At 61.7% G+C, this 21,507-nt stretch carries 24 protein-coding genes; 13 read left to right on the top strand and 11 right to left on the bottom strand.

Translation table 11 applies throughout. From position 1 onward, the window contains the following. Positions 1-173 precede the first annotated feature (173 nt). From RCH09_RS10320 to RCH09_RS10285, 8 genes are all read left to right on the top strand, one after another. Entirely contained in the window at positions 174-323 is a 150-nt protein-coding gene (locus RCH09_RS10320) for a lmo0937 family membrane protein (RefSeq protein ID WP_326940999.1), read from the top strand. Positions 324-357: 34 nt separating this feature from the next. Beyond that, complete coding sequence (locus RCH09_RS10315) at positions 358-513, top strand: entericidin A/B family lipoprotein (RefSeq protein ID WP_326940998.1); 156 nt, start codon at positions 358-360, stop codon at positions 511-513. Between the two features lie 121 nt (positions 514-634). After that, positions 635-1,189: a ferritin-like domain-containing protein gene (locus RCH09_RS10310; protein WP_326940997.1), complete on the top strand. Its 555-nt coding sequence runs from the start codon at positions 635-637 to the stop codon at positions 1,187-1,189. Positions 1,190-1,203: 14 nt separating this feature from the next. Further along, entirely contained in the window at positions 1,204-1,686 is a 483-nt protein-coding gene (locus RCH09_RS10305; RefSeq protein WP_326940996.1) for a pyridoxamine 5'-phosphate oxidase family protein, read from the top strand. 50 nt (positions 1,687-1,736) lie between these two features. Continuing rightward, a complete protein-coding gene (locus tag RCH09_RS10300; RefSeq protein WP_326940995.1) occupies positions 1,737-2,393 on the top strand; it encodes an OmpA family protein in 657 nt (218 codons plus the stop codon). A 107-nt stretch (positions 2,394-2,500) separates the two neighbouring features. Beyond that, on the top strand, positions 2,501-4,531 hold the full coding sequence (locus RCH09_RS10295; RefSeq protein ID WP_326940994.1) for a site-specific recombinase: 2,031 nt from the start codon (positions 2,501-2,503) through the stop codon (positions 4,529-4,531). Positions 4,532-4,586: 55 nt separating this feature from the next. Further along, positions 4,587-5,831 (top strand): D-amino acid dehydrogenase, encoded by a 1,245-nt coding sequence (locus tag RCH09_RS10290; RefSeq protein ID WP_326940993.1) that lies wholly within the window; start codon positions 4,587-4,589, stop codon positions 5,829-5,831. Between the two features lies 1 nt (position 5,832). Continuing rightward, complete coding sequence (locus RCH09_RS10285; RefSeq protein WP_326940992.1) at positions 5,833-7,326, top strand: NAD(P)H-hydrate dehydratase; 1,494 nt, start codon at positions 5,833-5,835, stop codon at positions 7,324-7,326. 22 nt (positions 7,327-7,348) lie between these two features. Here the strand turns inward: RCH09_RS10285 and RCH09_RS10280 are convergent, their stop codons facing one another. Beyond that, a complete protein-coding gene (locus tag RCH09_RS10280; RefSeq protein WP_326940991.1) occupies positions 7,349-7,999 on the bottom strand; it encodes an SGNH/GDSL hydrolase family protein in 651 nt (216 codons plus the stop codon). Positions 8,000-8,127: 128 nt separating this feature from the next. Then, positions 8,128-8,814, bottom strand: a complete 687-nt coding sequence (locus RCH09_RS10275; RefSeq protein ID WP_326940990.1) for an ABC transporter ATP-binding protein — start codon at positions 8,812-8,814, stop codon at positions 8,128-8,130. Between RCH09_RS10275 and RCH09_RS10270 the strand changes: the two genes are divergently transcribed. The 3 genes from RCH09_RS10270 (at position 8,813) to RCH09_RS10260 (ending at position 11,510) form a co-directional block, all read left to right on the top strand. Continuing rightward, positions 8,813-9,463, top strand: a complete 651-nt coding sequence (locus RCH09_RS10270) for an arylesterase (protein ID WP_326940989.1) — start codon at positions 8,813-8,815, stop codon at positions 9,461-9,463. The two genes, RCH09_RS10275 and RCH09_RS10270, sit on opposite strands and share 2 nt — an antisense overlap. A gap of 4 nt (positions 9,464-9,467) precedes the next feature. Continuing rightward, a complete protein-coding gene (gene mnmH, locus RCH09_RS10265) occupies positions 9,468-10,529 on the top strand; it encodes a tRNA 2-selenouridine(34) synthase MnmH (RefSeq protein WP_326940988.1) in 1,062 nt (353 codons plus the stop codon). A 219-nt stretch (positions 10,530-10,748) separates the two neighbouring features. Next, positions 10,749-11,510, top strand: coding sequence for a hypothetical protein (locus tag RCH09_RS10260; protein WP_326940987.1), 762 nt, complete (start codon positions 10,749-10,751; stop codon positions 11,508-11,510). A gap of 27 nt (positions 11,511-11,537) precedes the next feature. Here the strand turns inward: RCH09_RS10260 and RCH09_RS10255 are convergent, their stop codons facing one another. After that, positions 11,538-12,446: a methyltransferase domain-containing protein gene (locus RCH09_RS10255; RefSeq protein ID WP_326940986.1), complete on the bottom strand. Its 909-nt coding sequence runs from the start codon at positions 12,444-12,446 to the stop codon at positions 11,538-11,540. 175 nt (positions 12,447-12,621) lie between these two features. Between RCH09_RS10255 and cls the strand changes: the two genes are divergently transcribed. After that, on the top strand, positions 12,622-14,016 hold the full coding sequence (cls, locus tag RCH09_RS10250; protein WP_326940985.1) for a cardiolipin synthase: 1,395 nt from the start codon (positions 12,622-12,624) through the stop codon (positions 14,014-14,016). 94 nt (positions 14,017-14,110) lie between these two features. On the opposite strand, the gene RCH09_RS10245 is transcribed toward cls, so the two are convergent. After that, positions 14,111-14,569 (bottom strand): PA2169 family four-helix-bundle protein, encoded by a 459-nt coding sequence (locus tag RCH09_RS10245; RefSeq protein WP_326940984.1) that lies wholly within the window; start codon positions 14,567-14,569, stop codon positions 14,111-14,113. Between the two features lie 211 nt (positions 14,570-14,780). On the opposite strand from RCH09_RS10245, the gene RCH09_RS10240 reads away from it, so the two are divergent. Further along, a complete protein-coding gene (locus RCH09_RS10240) occupies positions 14,781-16,382 on the top strand; it encodes an NAD(P)/FAD-dependent oxidoreductase (RefSeq protein WP_326940983.1) in 1,602 nt (533 codons plus the stop codon). Between the two features lie 4 nt (positions 16,383-16,386). On the opposite strand, the gene RCH09_RS10235 is transcribed toward RCH09_RS10240, so the two are convergent. From RCH09_RS10235 to mltG, 7 genes are read right to left on the bottom strand one after another with little or no spacing between them, the layout of a single operon-like run. Beyond that, positions 16,387-17,043: an ankyrin repeat domain-containing protein gene (locus tag RCH09_RS10235; RefSeq protein ID WP_326940982.1), complete on the bottom strand. Its 657-nt coding sequence runs from the start codon at positions 17,041-17,043 to the stop codon at positions 16,387-16,389. Next, positions 17,040-17,819, bottom strand: a complete 780-nt coding sequence (locus tag RCH09_RS10230; protein ID WP_326940981.1) for a TatD family hydrolase — start codon at positions 17,817-17,819, stop codon at positions 17,040-17,042. The genes RCH09_RS10235 and RCH09_RS10230 overlap by 4 nt, the downstream gene beginning before the upstream one ends. A gap of 7 nt (positions 17,820-17,826) precedes the next feature. Continuing rightward, on the bottom strand, positions 17,827-18,327 hold the full coding sequence (locus RCH09_RS10225; protein ID WP_326940980.1) for a GNAT family N-acetyltransferase: 501 nt from the start codon (positions 18,325-18,327) through the stop codon (positions 17,827-17,829). A 9-nt stretch (positions 18,328-18,336) separates the two neighbouring features. Further along, entirely contained in the window at positions 18,337-18,699 is a 363-nt protein-coding gene (locus RCH09_RS10220; RefSeq protein ID WP_326940979.1) for a PilZ domain-containing protein, read from the bottom strand. 12 nt (positions 18,700-18,711) lie between these two features. Continuing rightward, on the bottom strand, positions 18,712-19,737 hold the full coding sequence (locus RCH09_RS10215) for a DNA polymerase III subunit delta' (RefSeq protein WP_326941061.1): 1,026 nt from the start codon (positions 19,735-19,737) through the stop codon (positions 18,712-18,714). 32 nt (positions 19,738-19,769) lie between these two features. Then, positions 19,770-20,438, bottom strand: a complete 669-nt coding sequence (gene tmk, locus RCH09_RS10210) for a dTMP kinase (RefSeq protein WP_326940978.1) — start codon at positions 20,436-20,438, stop codon at positions 19,770-19,772. After that, positions 20,435-21,415 (bottom strand): endolytic transglycosylase MltG, encoded by a 981-nt coding sequence (gene mltG / locus RCH09_RS10205; RefSeq protein WP_326941060.1) that lies wholly within the window; start codon positions 21,413-21,415, stop codon positions 20,435-20,437. Before mltG ends, tmk begins: the two co-directional genes overlap by 4 nt. Positions 21,416-21,507 lie beyond the last annotated feature (92 nt).

Below are 21,507 nucleotides of genomic sequence, written 5' to 3'. Positions count from 1 at the left end.
TGACGTACAGAAGTTGACAGAACTGAAAGGCAACATCCGCATCAGCGTCACCGGCAAGTTGCCGTTCCGGTCGCAATGCATCCGGAGCGTGCCAGTATTTTTAACCGCAGCATCTGCTTCAGACGACGTGCCATGAGCACGCCCAGCCATCAAATTGCAAAGGACTTTCAATCATGCTGTACACCATCGCCGTTATTCTCGTCATCCTGTGGCTTCTGGGCCTGGTCACTTCCTACACGCTGGGTGGATTCATTCACATCCTGCTCGTGATCGCTATTGTGGTGATTCTGTTGCGCGTGATTTCCGGCCGCAAACCACTCTGATTTTTTTATCCATCCAACCTGCAGGAGCGACACCATGTTCAAAAAATTCATTGGATCCGCATTGACAGTGGTCTTTGTTGTTGGGCTGGCTGGCAGTTTTTCCGGATGCAACACCGTCAAAGGTGTCGGCAAGGACGTTGAAGTCGGTGGCGAAAAATTGCAGGACGCCAGCGACAAAGCAAAGAAATAACGCTGACTGCCGGCGTTGCCGGCACGCCGCGCGCGCATGACCTGCAGTGTCGCCCCGCATCCCGGGACGATCCCTGCGCCCTCCCCGTACTTTCATTCCCGCCGTTTTTCAAGGAGTCATCATGACCACCACCACAACGCCTCAATTGACCGATACCGCAACACTGCGCCAGCGCGCGCGCAAGCATATTGACGATGGCGCGGTTACCGACGGCTATGCGGGCGACCGCAAAGCCGTGCTGGCGATGCTCAATGGCGCATTGGCGACCGAACTGGTTTGCGTGCTGCGTTACAAGCGCCATCATTTCATGGCCGACGGGATTCACGCCAGCGCGGTTGCGGCTGAATTCATGGCGCATGCCAATGAAGAAGCCGGCCACGCCGACATGCTCGCCAAGCGCATCGTGCAGCTCGGCGGCGCACCGGATTTCTCGCCGGTCGGCCTGGCTGATCGCAGCCATGCGGAATACGTCGAAGGCGTCACGCTGGAAGACATGATTCGCGAAAATCTGGTGGCCGAACGCATTGCCATCGACAGCTATCGCGAAATGATCGCGTTCATTGGCCATACCGATCCGACCACGCGCCGCATGCTGACCGCAATCCTTGAAGTCGAGGAAGAGCATGCCGACGAGCTGGCAAGCCTGCATCACGGCATGAAATCACACAACGCCTGACAGAGGAGATGAGCATGGACGATTGGCAAAGTTTTTTCGAAAAGATCAGCGACATCAAATTCACCATGCTGATCACCCACGACGCAGACGGCGAGATGCAGGCGCGTCCCTTCACGACGCAGGCCGCCGGACGTGAAGGTGCGGTCTGGTTTTTTGCACGCACCGACACCGCTGCAGTGCGCGACATTGGCACCAGCGACAAGGTGTTGCTGTGCTACACAGATACCGAGAAGGGCCGTTTCATTGCGGCGGCCGGCCGCGCGACGCTGTCGCATGATCGCGCCCTGATTGAGGAATTCTGGGAGCCCGCGTACCAGACCTTTTTCCCGCAGGGAATCGATGATCCGGCGCTGGTGTTGTTGCGGATTGCAATAGACCACGCGGACATCTGGAACCCGCAACAGTCCGCCATGCAACAGCTGATCAGCGTTACCAAATCCGCTCTGGGCATGAAAATTGACAAGGAACAGCTCAGCGGGCATCAGGAGCTGAAATAATCATCACTCCCGTGTACACGAAACGCGGGCAGTCCAGACAGGAAAACATCATGCGCCTAACAGTCGTCGCTACCGTCATCGCCGCCCTGGCCCTGAGCAGTTGTGCTGACATGTCCGAGACCCAGCGCGGCACCGCCACCGGCGCCGGGATTGGCGCCGGCCTGGGAGCAATTCTGGGTGCATCGACCGGTGGCGGCGGCGGCGGTCGTACTGCCGGCGGCGCGGTGCTGGGCGCGGCCGCCGGTGCAGCAATCGGCAATATCTGGTCGACCCGCATGGAAAACCAGAAGCGCTCGCTGCAGCAGGCCACCCAGGGCACTGGCGTGCAAGTCAGCCAGACCGCTGACAATCGCCTGAAGCTGGAGATTCCGAGCGATATTTCGTTCGACACCAACCGCTCCGACATCAAGGCCAATTTCCGGCCGGTCCTGGACCGTTTTGCAAGCACGCTGGTCGAGCATCCGATCACCACCGTGACCATCATTGGCCACACCGACAATACCGGCAGCGACGCCATCAACGACCCCCTGTCCGTTGAGCGTGCCGCCCATACCCGCGATTACCTGGTGGCGCACGGCGCCGCAGCGGGACGTTTCACCATCTCCGGACGTGGCGAACGTGAGCCGATCGCCTCCAATAATGACGCCGCCGGCCGCGCCCGCAACCGCCGCGTCGAAATCTACATCGCGGAGCAACAACAGCAATAACCGACACCGGTTTTCAAGGCTGACCTGCCAGTCAGCTGCCTTGCGCTGTGGCCCGCGCGCCCAGGCGTTAAACTACGCGCCCTGAACGACCTTCCCTCCCTGATTGCATGCTGACTCTTCTCCAACGCATTGCGTCCGCTTCGGCGGGCGATGACATCGCCGTGCTGGCCGACCTGGTCGCCCTGCTCCGTCCGCGCAAGCCAACCCTCGGCGCGCAGGCCGCCGACAACGTGCGCGTGCTGATCGGGTTGCTGATGGCCGACCCGGCGCTGGCTGCCGGGCTGCGCCACTATGTGCTGCATGTGCTGTCGAGCCGGCGCCACACCACGCTTTACACCGACACCGGCATCCTGCCCAACGATGGGTTTTTTACCGAGTTGTTTCGCCGCCTGTCGTACCGCATCCTGCCGCCGGCCATCGACAATCTCTACCTCAGCGATTGTCTCGACCGCATACTGTCAGTCGAGACGGACTATGTCTGGTTGCGCGCGGTTCCGGCCGACGACTGGCTGGCCCTGCTCGATGTCATCGCCAATGGCGGTGTGCTGGTCACGCCGGAGGCCGCGACGCTGGTCGACGTGGCGGATCGGCGCAAGGCCCACCTTGAAATTCTCGAAGCGATCCAGACACTGTCGCATCGCATCAGCGCCATGGGACTGGAGCCGGCCCTGGTCCGGGTGCATCCCGACCTGGAAAATTTTGCCTCGCCATTTCTGGTGCAGAACGTCGAAGTGCATCGCTATCTCGATGACGCGCTGAGCCAGCTCAAGGACGACCAGGCGCCGTCCGACGACGCTGCCCACCTGCTGGTGATGCTCGATCAATGCGATACCGTGCTGGCGCGCATCCGCAAGAACACGCGGCGCCTCGGCACCAGCGTCGCACTGACCTATCTGATGGTGCGGCTGGCGCAGAACATCGAACGCCTGCGACGGTTGTTGTCGCTGCTCGACCTGACGCCGGTGCCAGCGCCGTGGACCGACAGCCGGCGACGCCGCGCGCTCGCCTTCGCCCTCGATCTGGCAGAGGCGCACAACCGGAAATACAAACTGCGCGAACTGTTTGCGGCAAACATTGATCTGCTGGCGCGCAATGTCACAGAGAACGCCAGCCAGACCGGCGAGCATTACATCGCCGATACGCGCAAGGAATACCTCGCGATGTTGCGTTCCTCCGCCGGTGCCGGCGTGATCATCGGATTCATGGCATTGATCAAGCTGCTGACCGCCACACTGCGCAGCGCGCCGCTGGTCGAGGCATTTTTGTTCAGCCTCAATTATTCGCTCGGCTTCATGCTGATTCACTTGCTGCATTTCACCGTGGCGACCAAGCAGCCGGCGATGACCGCCGCGCGCATCGCCGCCGATTTGCATACGCCCGACAGCCGCATGGTGGACGTCGATTCGCTGGCGGGTTTGATCGTCAAGGTGCTGCGCACGCAATTCGTCGCGGTGCTCGGCAATCTCGCCACGGTGTTTCCCACTGCAATGGCAATTGGCTGGGTCACGCACTATGTCACGGGCCAGCATCTGGTATCCCACGAGAAGGCCCTGCACATGCTACACGACGTCAATCCGTTCGCCAGCATGGCAATCCTGTATGCCGCCATTGCCGGCGTCTGCCTGTTCCTTGCCGGGCTGATATCAGGCTACTTCGACAATCGCGCCATGTACACGCACATGGCGCAACGGGTGCTCCGGCTGCACGGCTTGCAGCGGCTGGTCGGCCCGGCGCGGCATCTGCGCATGGCCAACTATCTGGAACACGATCTGGGCGGCCTGATGGGAAATTTTTTCTTCGGGATTCTGCTTGCCTTCATGAGCACGTTCGGCGATCTGCTCGGACTGCCGATCGACGTGCGACACGTGACACTGTCGTCGGCAAACCTCGCCATTGCCGTGTTCGCGCTTGATTTCAAGGTGACGTGGCAAGTGCTGGCGTTCTCCGGCGCCGGCATCCTGTGCATTGGCACCGCCAATCTGCTGGTAAGCTTCTCGCTCGCGCTGATGGTCGCAATGCGTTCGCGCCAGGTGCGTTTTCGCAAAGGTTGGATGCTGGTCAAGGCATTGCTGTCCCATCTGTGGCATCGTCCTCAGGATTTCTTCATCGCACCAAAAACACAGGCCAGCACACAATGACGCATTCTTTCCCAGTGCCCGCGCGCGCGGGCCACACATGCAAAGGCCTCAGGCAATGCAAGTAGCAGTGATCGGCGGAGGGGTGCTGGGAGTGAACACGGCCTATTTCCTGGCTGCGGCCGGACACGAAGTGGTAGTGCTGGAGCGGCGCAGCAATGTCGCCGAGGAAGGCAGCTTTGGCAATTCGGGACTGGTGGCGCCGGGGCTGGCAGCGCCGTGGGCAATCCCCGGCATGCCGCGCAAACTGCTGTCGCTGTTGTTCAAGAACGAGTCGCCGCTGCTGTTGCGACACAAACTCGATCCGGCACTGTGGCGCTGGGCGCGGCGCTGGATGGGCGAGTGTGAACTCGAACGCTTCCGGATCAACAAGACCCGCCTGCAACGCATTGGCTTTTACAGTCGCGATCTGCTGGAGCAACTGCGCCTGCATTACCACCTGGAGTACGAACAGACAGGCGGACACCTGCAACTGTTTCGCACCGAGCGCGATCTGCTGCTGGCGCAACCCGCGCTGGCCCTGATGGCCGAACACGGCGTCACGCATGCGCTGGTCGATGCACAAACGGCCTGCAGCATCGAGCCGGCATTGGCGAGCACGACCGCCCTCGCCGGCGCACTGCACCTGCCGCTGGACGAAGCAGGCAATTGCGCGCTGTTCACCAAGCAAATGAAAACCATTGCACAATCGATCGGCGTGACGTTCCGTTTCAACAGTTATGTGGAACAGCTGGAACAGCTCGACAATCGCATCGCACTGCATCTGTCGGCGGGCCGCTTTACCGCCGATGCCGTGGTACTGGCCGCAGGCATCGCCAATCCGGCGCTGCTGGGGGCCGCCGGCGGCCGGATTCCAACGCAGGCGGTACAGGGCTATTCGGCCACCTGCGGCATCCGCAATTTCGAGGATGCGCCGCTGTCATCGCTGACCGATGAAGCGTACAAGACCACCATCACCCGCTTTGGCAACCGCGTGCGCGTGGCCGGCGTCGCCGAGCCGGGCGCACGTTCCCAGGAAGTCCCCGAGGCGGCCCAGCGCACGCTGCGCAAGGTCGCCACCGACTGGTTTCCCAACGCCAGCAATTACAACAACGCGACCCTCTGGAGCGGCATGCGGCCAATGTTGCCCGACGGTGTGCCGATTGTCGGCGGCACACCGTTGCGCAATGTGTTTGTTGGCCTCGACGATGGCGCCAACGGCTGGACCGCGGCACTGGGCATCGGAAAAGTCCTGTCGGACCTGGTATCGGGCCGCGTTCCCGATATCGATATCGACGGCCTCACGTTGTCACGGTTCGGCTGACATGCATACCCTCCAACCCGTCGCCGCGATCCGCGCAATCGAACAGGCTGCCCAGGCGGCGCTGCCGGCCGGCACCCTGATGCAGCGTGCCGGCGCCGCAGCAGCACAAGCCGCGCTGGCATTGCTGACCATCCCGCCGCATCTGTCGACGATCCTGGTCCTGGCCGGTCCGGGCAACAATGGCGGCGACGCACTCGATGCGGCACGTCATCTGGCCGAAGCCGGCGCCAACGTGCACGTGCTGCTGTGCGGCGATCCCTCACGGCTGCCGGCCGATGCACATCAGGCGCTGTTGCGCGCGCGCGCCGCGCCGGTCAGCTTCTGTCATGACGTACCGCCGCTGGGCTGGTCATTGGTCATCGATGGCCTGTTCGGCATCGGCCTGAAGCGCGCCATCGATGAACCGTTGCGCACGCTGGTACAGGCCATCAATGCACTGCACTGTCCGGTGCTGGCGCTGGATGTGCCAAGCGGCCTCGATGCCGACACCGGCGCCATTGTCGGCAATGACGGCATCGCCGTGCATGCCAGCCACACCATCACCTTCATCGCCGACAAGCCGGGACTGCACACAGCGGCCGGACGCGAGCAGGCCGGCGCGGTCGAGGTCGCCGCGCTGGGCCTCGACCCGACCAGCTTTCCGGCCAGCCCGCTGATGCTGTCCGGGCCCGAGCTGTTCGTCCATGCCGCCCGGCCGCGCTCGCACACGTCGCACAAGGGCAGTTACGGCAATGTGGTCGTGCTCGGCGGCGCCAACGGCATGAGCGGCGCGGTCCTGCTGGCGGCACGCTGTGCGCTGTATGCCGGCGCCGGTCGGATTTATGCGGCCTTCGCCGGTACTGTGCCGCGCCATGATGTGCTGCATCCGGAACTGATGTGCCGCGCCGCCGACGGCGTCGATCTTGCGCAATCCGTGGTCGTGGTCGGCCCCGGCCTGGGCACCTCGGCGGCCGCTGCCACCCACCTGTTGCGGGTGATGGCAGCGCAGACGCCGCTGGTGATCGATGCCGATGCCCTTAATCTGCTGGCATCGGAATCGACCCTGCAAATCGCCCTCGACCGCCACGCCGCGCCGCTGATCATGACCCCGCATCCGCTCGAAGCGGCGCGCCTTTTGAAACGCAGCGCCAGCGCGGTGCAGGCCGACCGGCTGGCAGCTGCCGCCGAACTGGCGCAACGACGTCGTGCGATCGTCATCCTGAAAGGCTCTGGCACCGTCATCGCGCATCCGGATGGGCGACTGGCGATCAATCCATCCGGCAATCCGGCATTGGCCACCGGCGGCACCGGCGATGTGCTGGCCGGATTGTGCGGCGCATTGCTGGCACAAGGATGGCCGGAATGGGAAGCCGCGCTCGGGGCGGTCTGGCTACACGGGCATGCCGCTGACATGCTGGTGGCGCAGGGCATCGGGCCGATTGGGGTTAACGCCAGCGAGTTATTGCCGCAAATTCGGCGGGCGTTGAATGCGTGTGTGTCGGCGCGCCAAGGTTGAATCGGTATTGCTTGTTGCAGGATTAGTGCCCTTCTATCGACAGCAGCGGTTTGACCAACCCGGCCACTGCATGACCAAGCGTCAAATGCTGCGCCAAGTCGAGATGAACGCCATCGAGATTGCTGGAGGTGACAACCTCACCGGCATCGAAGAAGTGGCAGCCGAGTTCGTCGCAAACCGTCCGATAGGCAGCGGCCAGTCCAATGCATTTCGCTGCGCCGTCGGTGAATTTTGGAGCGATCGATCCTTTGGGCGTGCGGATGGCGGGCGGCGCAATCACCAGTATTGGCGGCACCGGCATGCCTGGCTCGACAGGCGCAGTGCGGATGGCCGACACCAGCGCGGCAATGCCTCGCGAGGCATGCCAGGCATTGTGCGCGTGCATGGACTGAAAGTCATTGGTGCCCAGCATGAGCACGACAAGCGCAAGTGGCGAATGCATCTCGATGCGCTGCGCCAATCCGACCAGGCCGTTGCGCCCGGGCTTGAACGGGTCATCCCACACAGTGCGCCGCCCATTCAGGCAATCTTCAATGACGCGCGACTTGCAACCCGATGCGCACAGTGCGATCTCCATGACGCCTGGCCAGCGCTGGTCGAACTGCAGGCGCTGTCGCGTCATTGGAACAATGCCCCACGACAAGGAATCGGAGTAAACGAGAATGTGCTGCATGGCGGCTCTTGGACAGGTGCAAGGTAATCATTGCAATTCTAACCATAAGCAATGACAAAAACTGCGCCGCCACCAGGCGGCGACGACGCTCAGTCGGTGACATTACCGGCAGGTTCGCCCCAACTGCATCAGGCCACCCGCCGCCCCGCCGCAATCGTGATGGTCGAGCCGCACTGGGCCGCAATCAATGGATCATGCGTGACCAGCACCAGTGTCGAGCCGCGTTCGCGATTGAGTGCAAACATCAGTGCAATGATCGCCTCGCCGGTGGCAGCATCCAAGCTGCCGGTCGGTTCATCGGCGAACAGCAGCGGCGGTTCGGTGACGAACGCCCGCGCCAGCGCAACGCGTTGCTGCTCGCCACCGGACAAATATTTGGGGTAGTGCTTCAGACGGCTGCCCAGCCCGACCCGTTCCAGCATCGCTTCGGCTTTCGCGCGTGCGTCATTGTCGCTACGCAGCTCGAGTGGCAGCATCACGTTTTCGAGCGCGGTCAAATGCGTCAGCAGCTGAAACGACTGGAACACGAAGCCGAGCTTTGCCATGCGCACGCCGGCACGACCATCCTCGTCCAGCGCAAAAATATCGATGCCGTCGATGCAGACCGTGCCCGACGACGGCGTGTCGAGCCCTGCCAGCAATCCGAGCAAGGTGGACTTTCCCGAACCCGAGGCGCCGACAATCGCAACCGTCGCGCCTGCTGGCACGGTAAAATCAACGCCGTCCAGAATCGTCAGCGTGCCGGTCGCATCCGCGACATGTTTGCTCAGGTGTTTGGCTTCAATCGCAGGTACCGCAGTGGAGAGATCAGGCATGCGCAATCAGTTTGAAGGAATGATGGGGTTGTTGAAATGGGCGCGGGCGGTGTTGCTGCTGGCGCTGGCGTTGGGTGCGACGAGCGCCTATTCTGCATCAAAAGTAGTGCTGGTGCTCGGCGACAGCCTGTCGGCCGAATACGGCCTTGGGCGCGGTGATGGCTGGGTCGCACTGCTCGAAAAGCGCCTCGCGGACAATCACCTGAACTTCGATATCGTCAACGCCAGTATCAGCGGCGAGACCACCAGCGGCGGCAAGAGCCGCTTGCCGGCGCTGCTCGAGAAAAACCACCCGGCCGTAGTGATCGTCGAACTCGGCGCCAACGACGGCCTGCGCGGCTTGCCGCTGGCGGAAACCAGGAAGAACCTGCAGGACATCGTCAGCGCCGCAAAGAAGGCCAACGCGCGCGTGCTGCTGGTCGGCATGCAGCTGCCGCCGAACTACGGCACCGATTACACCAAGCGCTTTGCCGCGCTGTTTCCGGCACTGGCCAAAGACAGCAAAGTGGCGCTGGTACCGTTCCTGCTGGAGGGGGTGGTGACGCAACCGCAGCTGTTCCAGGCCGACCGCATTCATCCCACGGCGGCGGCCCATCCGATCATTCTCGACAATGTCTGGCCGCATTTGAAACCACTGCTGGGGAAATAAGGCGATGAAATATCCCGCACTGATTTCCTTTCCGGAGCTGCTGCCGCGCCTGCACGAGTTCGAAACCATCATCGACGTACGCAGTCCGGGCGAATTCGCCGAAGACCACCTGCCCGGTGCGATCAACTGCCCGGTGCTCGATGATGCCGAACGGGTGCGCATCGGCACGATGTACAAGCAGGTCAACGCGTTCGAGGCGAAAAAAGCCGGCGCCGCGCTGGTGGCCCGCAACATCGCACATCACATCGAGGCCACCTTTCACGACAAGCCAAAGGACTGGAAGCCCCTGATCTATTGCTGGCGCGGTGGCAACCGCAGCGGCGCGATGGCGCACATTCTGGCCAGGATTGGCTGGCCGGCAGTGCAACTCGATGGCGGTTACAAGGCGTTCCGGCAGCATGTCAACGCCAGCCTGCCTGCGCTGGCGCAGCGGCTGCAGTACCGGGTCGTCTGCGGCACCACCGGCAGCGGCAAGAGCCGGTTATTACAGGTGCTGGCCGCCCAGGGCGCGCAGGTGCTGGACCTCGAACAACTGGCCGAACATCGCGGCTCGGTGCTGGGCGGCTGGCCCAGCGCACCGCAGCCGAGCCAGAAAATGTTCGAGACCCGATTGTGGCAGGCCATGCGCAGCTTCGATGCCGAACGGCCGGTGTTTGTTGAGTCCGAAAGCAAGAAGGTTGGCAACGTGCGTGTGCCGGAGGAATTGATGGAACGCGTGCGCGCCTCGGCGTGTATCGCACTCGGCTTGTCGCAGGCGCATCGGGTCGAACTGCTGATGGAAGAATACGAACACTTCGTCAGCGACCCGGAAACGCTGGTCGAGCAACTCAATTGCCTGGTCACGCTGTACGGCAAGGAGCGCATTGCAGCATGGGCCTGCATGGCGCGCAGCGGTGATTTGCGCCCGCTGGTCGAAGAACTGCTGGTGCAGCATTATGATCCGGCCTACCTGAAATCGATTGCACGCAACTTTGCGCAATATGGCAGCGCCACAGTGGTGGAACTGCCTGACATCTCGGCCAGCGCGTTTGAAAACCTGGCGCGGACATTGCTGGCATCATCCTGACGGTCGCTGAAATGTTGGTGGCGTGCCAATCAGCCACACATTTCACCGCGATGGCGCCATAATTTCTCAAAAGAATGTTTTTCAGGCGCCGGTGATGTACCCTTTCGACAAAATCCAGTAGCACATCAAAAGAAACAGCAAATTAACATGCTGTCGCCTTTCCGCTACCCACCCCAACTGCTGATTACCCGATCACTTCAAGTTCACGCGGACTCCTGCATGCAACAATTCATTGCGTTTGTTTTACTACTGGCATGCGCTGCCTTGCCGGCTCTGGCGTCACCTGGCTATTACCTCGTCTCGACCTACGACAAGGCCGGTGAAGCCACCATCGATTTCAAATTCTGGTCGTTCAAGAGCCCGGAATATCCGGCCGTCTTTGCGCCCGAGATCGGTTTCGGATACGGCGTGACCAGTCGCTGGTACACCGAGCTGACGCTCTCCTGGCTGCATTTGGCCGACAGCGGCACGCGCAGTGACGGTTTGCTCTGGCAGAACGATTATTTGCTCACGCAGGGGCAATATCCGTTCGATCTGGCGCTGCATACCAATATCAAGAAGTATTACGACGGTGCGCCACGCGCTGCCTCCGCCTATTTTGGCAATGCACACAGCTATGAACTCGAATTCGGCCCGGTATTGCAGACCGAACTGGGCCGCACGCAGTTCAATGCCAATATATTTTTCACGCGCAGTTACCGCACCACGGTCGCCAGTCCGATGCAGGCCGTCTATCAGTGGCAGATCAAGCATCGCTGGCGGCCCGCGTTTGCGTTCGGCCTGCAGGGCTTTGGCGAACTCGGCAAGTGGGACCATTGGGCGCCGCGTTCGGAGCAGTCACACCGCATCGGCCCGGCGATTTTCAGCAGCCTGCCGATGGCCGGCGGCCGCGCGATGACCATTGAAGCCGCGTTCCTGGCCGGGTCGCTGTACGCCGAGCATGGACAAACCTTCACGATGCGGGCGCAGTACGCCTTTTAACGCCGCCGCGACTGCGCGCGCGACAGGTCAGGCCAGTGCCGGCAAGCGCTCCAGCGGCACCGTCAGGCGCGCCGTCATGGTCGCCTGCAGTGACGGGATCGAACCACCCGCCCGGTAGGAAAATGCCACGTGCAGCATCTCTCCCGCAACGACCTGCACGGGTTCCGCCAGCGGCAGCACCATGTGATTGTTGAGCCAGTCGATGGTGGTCTGTTGTTGCATCAGCACCGCCAGCACATTCTTGGTGATGAACCGCAGCGACGTCACGGTGCCGCTATGCGCCATCGTGAAACTGCCGCTCCAGCGGATCAACGGGTCCACCGCAGCCTGAAAATCGAGCACGCTATAGACCGCTGGCGCGGCCATCTCAAGCGTGCCGTCGGCGACTGGCGAGAGCGGCTGGAACTGCACGATCGGGGCATTGAAGCCCTCGAAGGCATACTGCTGCTGCAGCGGCTGCACCGCCATGATGATGGCGTCCGGAATAAATACTGGCAGCGTACCGCCGAATTTGGCCAGATAGCGCTGCTTGAACGACGCGATCACCTCGACCTGTTTTTCGCGCAGCATGCCGACATGAATCATTTCGCAGATGACGACATCGACCGGCTCCGGCGGCAGGTACTCGAACGCGTCAGCATGCACCACCTCGACCCGATCCCCATTGGCGTTCATCGCCAGCAGGCGACGCGCCTCGGCCACCATGTCCGGGTTGTATTCGACGCACCAGACCTTGTCGGCGTGGGCTGCGGCAAAAAACGACAGTACGCCGGTGCCACCACCCAGCTCCAGCACCTTCGCGCCGGGGAATACCACATGATCAATCGCTGCCTTGAAATTCTTCATGCGGTTCTGATCCATCAGCATGTTGTGGTGGTAGTGGAGCGGGATGAATTGTCCGAGATAGCAGCTTTCGATTTCGCGTTCGGTCAGCATGGCAGGTTCCTGAGAAGTGGGCGCCGTCCGATTATCGGTGGAGTGGTCGGAATCAAAAGGTCGAGCAGACAGGTTTTGTGGCGCAGTCGGTGTCCGACCGAACAGAATCGAAAACGCAAACGCGGCTACACTCTGCCCGGCGTGCGTGCCCAACTCATCAAGGAAATTGACAAACATGGTCCGACTTCAACTGCTCTCTCGCAATCTGCCCGCGCTTTTGGTGCTGATGGCGACACTTAATTTGTCCGCCTGCGCCAGCCTTCCCAACGTGCAGTATCTCGATGCATCGCTGGATGCGAAGCCTGTTGCGACCGTACAGCCCGGCCGCGGTCCGCAGCTGTCGCAAGCCAAGGTCAGGGCGATGCTGGACAAGCGATTGAACAAATCCAGCATTGATCTCAATGCGCGCGCTGCGATCGAAGAGGCCGCCACCGGGACGCCGCTCATTGCCGGCAACCGCGTCACGCTGCTGTATGACGGCCCGCAAACGATGGCAGCAATGATGGCGGCCATCAGTGCAGCCAAGGACAACATCAATCTGGAAACCTACATTTTCGACCAGGACGAAGTCGGTCTGCGCTTTGCCGATCTGCTGATGGCCAAGCAGCGCTCTGGCGTCACGATCAATATTTTGTATGACAGCGTCGGCACCTTGTCCACGCCACAGCTATTTTTTGACAAGATGAAAGCGGCTGGCATCAATCTGCTGGCGTTCAATCCGATCAACCCGCTCAATCGCGTCGGCCACTGGGAGATCAACAGCCGCGACCACCGCAAGATTCTGGTCGTCGATGGCAAGGTCGGATTTACCGGCGGCGTGAATATCAGCGAAACCTACTCGCGCGGTTCGCTGTTTCGCTCGAAACAACGCAGCAGCAGCGACACCGGCTGGCGCGATACCCATCTTCAAATCGAAGGGCCGGCAGTCGCGGCGCTGCAGGCGATCTTCATCTCTGGCTGGGACAGTCAAACCTCGGAGCCCATGGCGGACCGGGACTACTTTCCGGCGCCAGTCGTTGCAGGCGACCGGTTGGTGCGTGTGCTCGCCAGTGGCCCGGACACCGATCATGAAATTTACAAGGCGTACGTGTTGTCAATGCAGCAGGCATCGCGCTCGATTCATGTGACATCGGCCTACTTTGTGCCGGACGTACAAATCGTCAACGCATTGAAAGCCGCCGCTGCGCGCGGGGTCGACGTCAAGCTGGTGCTCTCCGGGGTCACCGACAGCGGACTGGTGCAGCACGCCGGCCAATCGTTCTATACCGACCTGTTGGCCGCCGGCGTGAAGATTTACCAGCTCAAGGTCTCGGTGCTGCATGCAAAAACCGCGGTCATCGACGGCGTCTGGTCCACGGTTGGCTCGACCAATCTGGATACCCGCAGCTTCCTGCATAACAACGAAGTCAATGTCATCGTTATTGGCGACACCTTTGGCGCCAACATGGAAAGTGCGTTTGCGGAAGACTTGCGCGATTCGACCGAAATTACACGCGACGCCTGGGATAACCGCCCGATCAAGAACCGGCTCAAGGAATTTGCCGCGCGACTGTTCGAATACTGGCTGTAACAGGCGATCCGGACGTGGCCCCCGCGCATGGCGTCGCCGCGATGCACGGGGGCCAGCGTGATGCGTTCCAGCGCGTCCCTTGCGCGGTTGCTGGTCAGGTTCCGCTGGTGGAGTGCGCCTGATCGCGCATGCGCTTGATCTGGTCGTGATTCTGGCGCGCGCCCTGGTACTGCCGTTCGATCACGGTCCGTACCGCCGGCGGCAGGTCCTGTTCCAGCGCCTCGCGATAACTGCGCACCGCGATGTCCTCGCCGCGTTCGCACTCGACGAGCACGGTTTCATCGTCCTTGCCAAACACCGCCGCCTTGATGTCAACCCAGCGCCGGTGCAGCGCGCCGCTCAGGCTGCTGCCGGTTTCCGGCTTGCCACCATAAGAACGCACCAGATCCTGCAGTTCACGCATGGCACTTGCGCAACTTTGTGCGCGATCCGAAAACAGGGTCTTGAGTTGCGGGTTGGAGGCGTCATCCGCGCAGTCGCGAAAACCTTCTTCGCCATCCTTGCAAGTCTGAATCAGGTCATTCAGGGTTGAAACTATTTGCCGGTTTTCCATATTCTCTCCATCGTAGTTGGGTACGTCCCGCTGTCCATGCAAACCATATGCCATCGGTTTCTTCACCCTTGACGTGCCCGAGCGCCGCGTTTTGCGGAAAAATCTACACGACGTCGGTAGAATTTACCGCGCGGCCGATCGGCGCTGTTGCGGTAAAATGCGGCCCTTCCCGCCCTGCCCGCAATCCACCCGGATTACCAAGAAAACATTCATGCTGCGACTGACAGATATTCAACTTGCGCTGGACCACTCGGACGACGAATTGCGCGCCGCTATCCTCGGCCGCCTGGCCATCGACGCCGATCGACTGCTCGGCCTGACCATTTTCAAGCGCAGCTACGATGCCCGCAAAAAAAATGCGGTGCTGATGATCTACTCGCTCGATGTCGAGGTGGCCGATGAAGACGAGGTTTTGCAGCGCGTCGGCGGCAACCGGCTGGTCATGCCGACTCCCGACACCGCGTATCGCTTCGTCGCGCAGGCGCCAGCGCAACTGGCGCAACGTCCGCTGGTGATCGGCACTGGTCCGTGCGGCCTGTTTGCCGGACTGATTCTGGCGCAGATGGGCTTTCGCCCCATCATTCTCGAGCGCGGCAAGTCGGTGCGCGAACGGACCAAGGATACCTTCGGCCTGTGGCGCAAACGTGAACTGCATCCGGAATCGAATGTGCAGTTTGGCGAAGGCGGCGCCGGCACCTTTTCCGACGGCAAACTGTACAGCCAGATCAAGGACCCGAAACATTACGGCCGCAAGGTATTGATGGAATTCGTCAAGGCCGGTGCGCCGCCGGAAATCGTGTACGTCAGCAAGCCGCATATCGGGACCTTCCGGCTGGTCAAGATGGTTGAGCAGATGCGCGCCACCATCGAAGGTCTCGGCGGCGAGTTCCGTTTTGAAAGCAGGGTCGACGATGTGCTGATCGAGCACGGCAAGATTCGCGGCGTGAGGCTGGCCGATGGCACTGAACTGTTGAGCGATCACGTGGTGCTGGCCATCGGTCACAGCGCGCGCGACACCTTCGAGATGCTGCACCGGCGTGGCGTGCATATCGAAGCCAAACCGTTTTCGGTGGGCTTCCGGATTGAACATCCGCAATCGGTCATCGATCGCAGCCGGCTCGGACCGAATGCCGGCCATCCGGTGCTGGGCGCGGCCGATTACAAGCTGGTGCATCACGCCTCCAACGGACGTTCCGTGTACAGCTTTTGCATGTGCCCCGGCGGCACCGTGGTGGCCGCCGCCTCCGAACCGGGCCGGGTGGTCACCAATGGCATGAGCCAGTACTCGCGCAATGAGCGCAACGCCAACAGTGGCATCGTGGTCGGCATTACGCCGGCCGACTACCCGGGTGATCCGCTGGCCGGCATGGAATTTCAGCGGCATTGGGAATCACAGGCGTATCTGCTCGGCGGCAGCAATTACAACGCCCCCGGCCAGCTGGTTGGCGACTTCATTGCAGACCGGCCATCGACCGCGCTGGGTGCGGTGATGCCGTCGTACACACCAGGTGTGACGATGTGTGATCTCAACAGCGCACTGCCGGACTATGCCATCGCCGCCATCCGCGAATCGCTGCCCGAATTCGACAAGCAGATCCGCGGCTTTGCGATGCAGGATGCGGTCCTCACCGGGGTTGAGACGCGCACCTCGTCGCCGATCCGCATCACGCGCAACGATGACTGCCAGAGCCTGAATACGGTCGGGTTGTTTCCGGCCGGTGAAGGCGCCGGTTACGCAGGCGGGATCTTGTCCGCGGCGGTGGATGGCATCAAGGTCGCCGAGGCCGTCGCGCTGTCGATATTGCGCGGGTGACGCGCTACAGCTTGCCGGCTTTTTGCAGCCGCGCGGTCAGGCCATCGGCGATATCGGCATGGTCGAATTTCTTGGCCAGGTCGATTGCGCTCAGGCCCTGGTCGTTTTTCAGCGAAGCGTCGGCGCCTTCGTCGAGCAGCAGCTTGACGGTCAGAATATGCCCGCCACGCGCCGCCATCATCAGCGGCGTGGTCTTGTTGGGTGACTCGGCATCGATGTAGGCGTAGTGATCGAGCAGCAACTGCACGATCTCGTTGGCGCCTGCGGTGGCGGCGTAATGCAGCGCGGTCCAGCCGGGACGATTGACTTCGGCCTTGCGCTCCAGCAGCGCCTGCACTGCAGCGGTATTGCGCATGAAGGCCGCAATCATCAGCGTGGTATCACCGTTGCGCGCCTTGACTTCGACATCCAGAGCCGGGGCTTTCAACAGCGCCTCGGCGGCGCGCAATTTTTCTTCGCGCAAGGCAATCATCAGGCCGGTTTCACCGCGTTCCGGATCGACTGTGTTCGGATCGAAACCGCGTTGCAGCAGCTGGTTGATCTTGTAGGGATTGTCGTTGCGCACCGAATAAAAAAACTCGTCGTACGAACCTGCCGTCGCCAGCAGCGGCAAGGTCAACGCCAGCAATCCCAGCAGCAGGTGTCGTCGCAACGGTTTCATCGGGCAATCTTGAACAGCTTGAAAAAATTGTCGGTGGTCTGATGTGCCACTTGCGCGACCGGCACGCCTTTCAGGCTGGCGATGTATTCGGCCACATGCCGCACCAGGCCCGGTTCGTTAATTTTGCCGCGATGCGGCACCGGCGCCAGATACGGCGAATCGGTTTCGATGAGCATGTTTTGGAGCGGCACCGCCAGTGCGACGGCTTGCAGCTCCCTGGCACTCTTGAAAGTGACGATGCCGGAAAAGGAAATGTAGAACCCCATCGCAATGGCAGCCTGCGCCACCGCCAGCGATTCGGTAAAGCAGTGCATCACGCCGCCCGCGCCACCGGCGTCGGTGCCGGCACCCTCCTCCTGCATGATGCGGATGGTGTCCTCGGAGGCCGCGCGGGTGTGGATGATCAGTGGCTTGCCGGTCGCACGCGAGGCGCGAATGTGGACGCGAAACCGTTCGCGCTGCCAGTCGAGATTGCCCTCAAGGCGGAAATAATCCAGCCCGGTCTCGCCGATCGCGACGATCTTCGGATGCTGCGACAGCGCAATCAGCTGCTCGACACTCGGTTCCGGCGTGTCGACATAATCCGGGTGCACACCCACCGATGCGTAGATATGCGGATGCTGCTCGGCCATGGCCAGCACCTGCGGGAAATCCGGCAGGTCGACCGAGACGCACAGCGCGTGGGTAACCTTGTTCTCGGCCATCTTGCCGAAAATTTCCGGTAGCCGCGCGGCCAGTTCGGGGAAGTTGATGTGACAGTGCGAGTCAATGAACATGAGGTGGTCAGTCTACCCGTTTGCCAACGATGATCAGGTCGCGCTCGATGCCGTCCAGCGTGGCGACACGCGGCATCTCGGCCCAGCGGGTAAAGCCGAAGGCGTCGAACAGATTCAGGCTGGGCTGGTTGTGGCCAAAGATAAAACCGAGCAGCGTGTGCACGCCAATCTGCGGTGCGAAGGCAATGGCTTCGGTCAGCAAATACCGCCCAAGTCCCTTGCCGCGTGCGCCGACGCCGATATAGATCGACAGCTCCGCCGTGCCCGAATATGCCGGGCGGCCATAAAAATTCGAATACGACAGCCAGCCGAGCAGCGCGCCGTCGGGCCCGTCCACCACCCACAGCGGGCGACGCTCGGGGTTGTGTTCAGCAAACCAGGCGCGCCGCGACTCGACCGACACCGGCTCGGTGTCGGCAGTGACTTCACGCGAAGCGACCGTGCTGTTGTAAATCGCGACGATGGCTGGCAGGTCGTCGGCGCGGGCAAGGCGATGGTGCATGGACATGCGGCGACGTTACAGCGTGTGGGTGGCGCGCGATGAGCCCAGCGCGGCACCTAACAGTTCTTCAATGCGCAAACGCACCCGCACGCCGCTCTCGTCGCCCGGCAAATGCACGCCAATGCCCTGCGCCTTGTTGTTGTTGGCGCCGGCCGGCGTGATCCATGCCACCTTGCCGGCGATCGGATATTTGCTCGGGTCGTCCATCAGGCTGAGGATCAGATAGATTTCATCGCCGATCCGGTAGGCCTTGTTGGTCGGCACAAAGATGCCGCCATTGGTCAGGAACGGCATGTAGGCCGCATACAGCGCGGACTTTTCCTTGATGGCCAGGGAAAGGACCGATGGCCTTGTGACGACGGGAGGGAGTTCTGCCATGACGAATGGGTCCTATGAAAAAAGGGTCGAATAATCCAGCAGCATGTCTTCGATGAACAGCTTGGCAGACAACGGATGGTCGGCAATCGCGCGCCGTTCGCCGAGTTGCTTGATCGCGCCCAGCAGATCCGCGATGGCAACCCGTCCGGCCAGCGCCGCCAGCTCTTTTCGATAGCGTGGATAGTACCGGAGTTTGCCCGACAGCTTGAAGCTACAGATGTCATGCAGCCAGCGTTGCAGCCACAACACCAGGTCGGCGGCAGCGGTTTTCTGCAATTTTTCTGCGCTCTTCAAGGCGCCTTCGATCGAAGGCTGCGCCAGCATCGACAGTAATTCATCCTGCAACTCACGCGAATTGCGTTGCGCGTGGTCGAGCGCACTCAACGGCGCGCCTCCTTGCTCGGCCAGCCAGGCGTCGGCATCCTTGACCTGTTGCGCCGCCAGCCATGCCAGCGCCACGTCGGTCGACGGCATCGGCAAGGCAAATTGGCGACAGCGCGACAGGATCGTTGGCAGCAGCCGGTCGATGCCGTTCGACACCAGCAGGAATACGGTGTGCGGCGGCGGTTCTTCGAGCGTCTTGAGCAGGGCATTGGCCGATGGCGTGTTCAGTGCTTCGGCGGGATACAGCAACACCACCCGATTGCCATTGCGGTGCGTCGACAGATTCATGAAGTCGGAAAGCGCCCGAATCTGCTCGATGCGGATTTCCTTCGAGGGTGTCTTGCTGGCCTTGGCGGTTTTCTTTGGTTCGGCGTCTTCGTCGTCGCTGCCAGCGTCGTCCAGCATTTCGGGGCGCACGCGGCGGTAATCCGGATGGCTGTACTGGACGAACCAGCCGCACGACAGACAGGTGCCACAGGCGCGTCCGTCGGCCAGCGGCGTCTCGCACAGCAATGACTGCGCGAAGGCTTCGGCAAAGGCGGTCTTGCCAATGCCGGCATTGCCATGAAACAGAATCGCATGCGGCAGGCGCGCCCGCAGCGCATGCAACTGCTGCCAAGCGGCGTCATGCCACGGATAGATCGCGGTGGTCATCGGCACGGCGGCAGCGGCGGCGTCGGCGGCTTTCATTCGGCGCCGACAATCGTGGTCAGTTGGCGCCGTACTTCATCCATCGGCCGGGTCGAGTCGATGATCCGGAAGCGCTGCGGAAATTGCGCCGCGCGGCGCAGGTATTCATTGCGCACATCGGCAAAAAAAGTGCTCTGCTCCTGCTCGAACTTGTCGAGCTGGCCATTATTGTCGAGACGCGCGCGCGCCACCGCCAGCGGCACATCGAACAGCAACGTCAGGTCCGGTTGCAGATGCGGATGCACCCAGGCTTCGAGCTGTGCCAGCCGGTCGATCGACAGATGCCGGCCGCCACCCTGGTACGCAAAGGTGGCGTCGGTGAACCGGTCGGAAATCACCCAGTCGCCGCGCGCCAGTGCCGGTTCGATGACCTGCGCCAGATGTTCGCGACGGCTGGCAAACATCAGCAGCGCCTCGGTGTCGAGGTGCATGGCCTGATGCAGCAGCAGGGTGCGCAACTGCTCGCCCAGCGCCGTGCCGCCGGGTTCGCGGGTCGTCACAACCTGCACGCCGCGTGCAGTCAGCAGACTGGCGACAAAGTCGATATGACTCGACTTGCCGGCGCCGTCGATGCCTTCGAACGTAATGAATCTGGCGTCGCGCGTGGGCTGGGTCGTCGCTGAGGTCGTCGCTGAGGTCGTCGCTGGTGTCGTCGCTGGATTCATCGCTGGTATTTGTTGACCGCCCGATTGTGCTCGGGCAGGTTGGTCGAAAACACGCTGCTGCCATCGCCGCGCGCCACGAAGTACAACGCGTCGGTAGTCTCGGGACGTAACGCCGCCGTCAGCGCCGCGTTGCCCGGCAATGCGATCGGCGTCGGCGGCAAGCCGGCCCGCGTGTAAGTGTTGAACGGCGTGTCGGTCAGCAGATCGCTCTTGCGAATGACGCCCTGGTATTTGCTGCCCATGCCGTAGATCACGGTGGGATCGGTTTGCAGCAGCATGCCGGTCTTGAGGCGATTGATGAAGACGCCGGCGATCATGCGGCGCTCGGCTTTCTGGCCGGTTTCCTTTTCGATAATCGACGCCATCGTCAGCGCCTCGTAGGCCGTCTTGTAGGGTAGCGACAGGTCGCGCTGCTCCCAGGCCGCGTTGAGGCGCTTGAGCAGCGTGGCATGCGCCTGGCGGTAAATCTGCAAGTCGCTGCTGCCCTTGGCAAACAGATACGTATCGGGAAAGAACAGGCCTTCCGGCACCTTGTAATCGGGCGTGATGCGTGCCAGCAGTTCGGTGTCCGACAGCAGCGCGGTGTCGTGCTTGAGCGCCGGATGCAGCGCAATCGCGTCGCGCATCTGGCGGAAGGTCCAGCCCTCGATGATCGACAGCGACTCCTGGGCAAATTCGCCGCGCACCAGCTGGTTGATCAGACGCAGCGGCGTGGTACCCGGCTTGAGCTCGTAGTTGCCGGCCTTCAGGCGCGCGCTCTTGCCAGTCGCTCGGGCCAGCGCTTCCAGCAGCAAGGGATTGACCGGGATATTTTCGCTGGCAATTTGCTGCGCCGCACTGCGCACGCCGCTGCCGGCCTTGATGGAAAAGTCGATCGCGGCAGCGCCCGGCGCGAGCACCGGCTGCTGTGCCCAGAACGCAAAGGCACCGAGTGCGAGCAGGGCCGCGGCAAGCAGGATCAGGAAAAATTTGGTCAGCACGGTCATCAATTCGGTGGGTTCCGACGCGATCTGTTTCACGCATCTATAATCAGCCAATAATGATAAACGTTTAACCGACTCTCCATCTC

The organism is Actimicrobium sp. GrIS 1.19 (genome assembly GCF_035984655.1).
Classification (GTDB): Bacteria; Pseudomonadota; Gammaproteobacteria; order Burkholderiales; family Burkholderiaceae_D; genus Actimicrobium.
The sequence above is the reverse complement of the archived record's forward strand: the minus strand, read 5'-3'. Positions and strand labels throughout refer to the sequence as shown.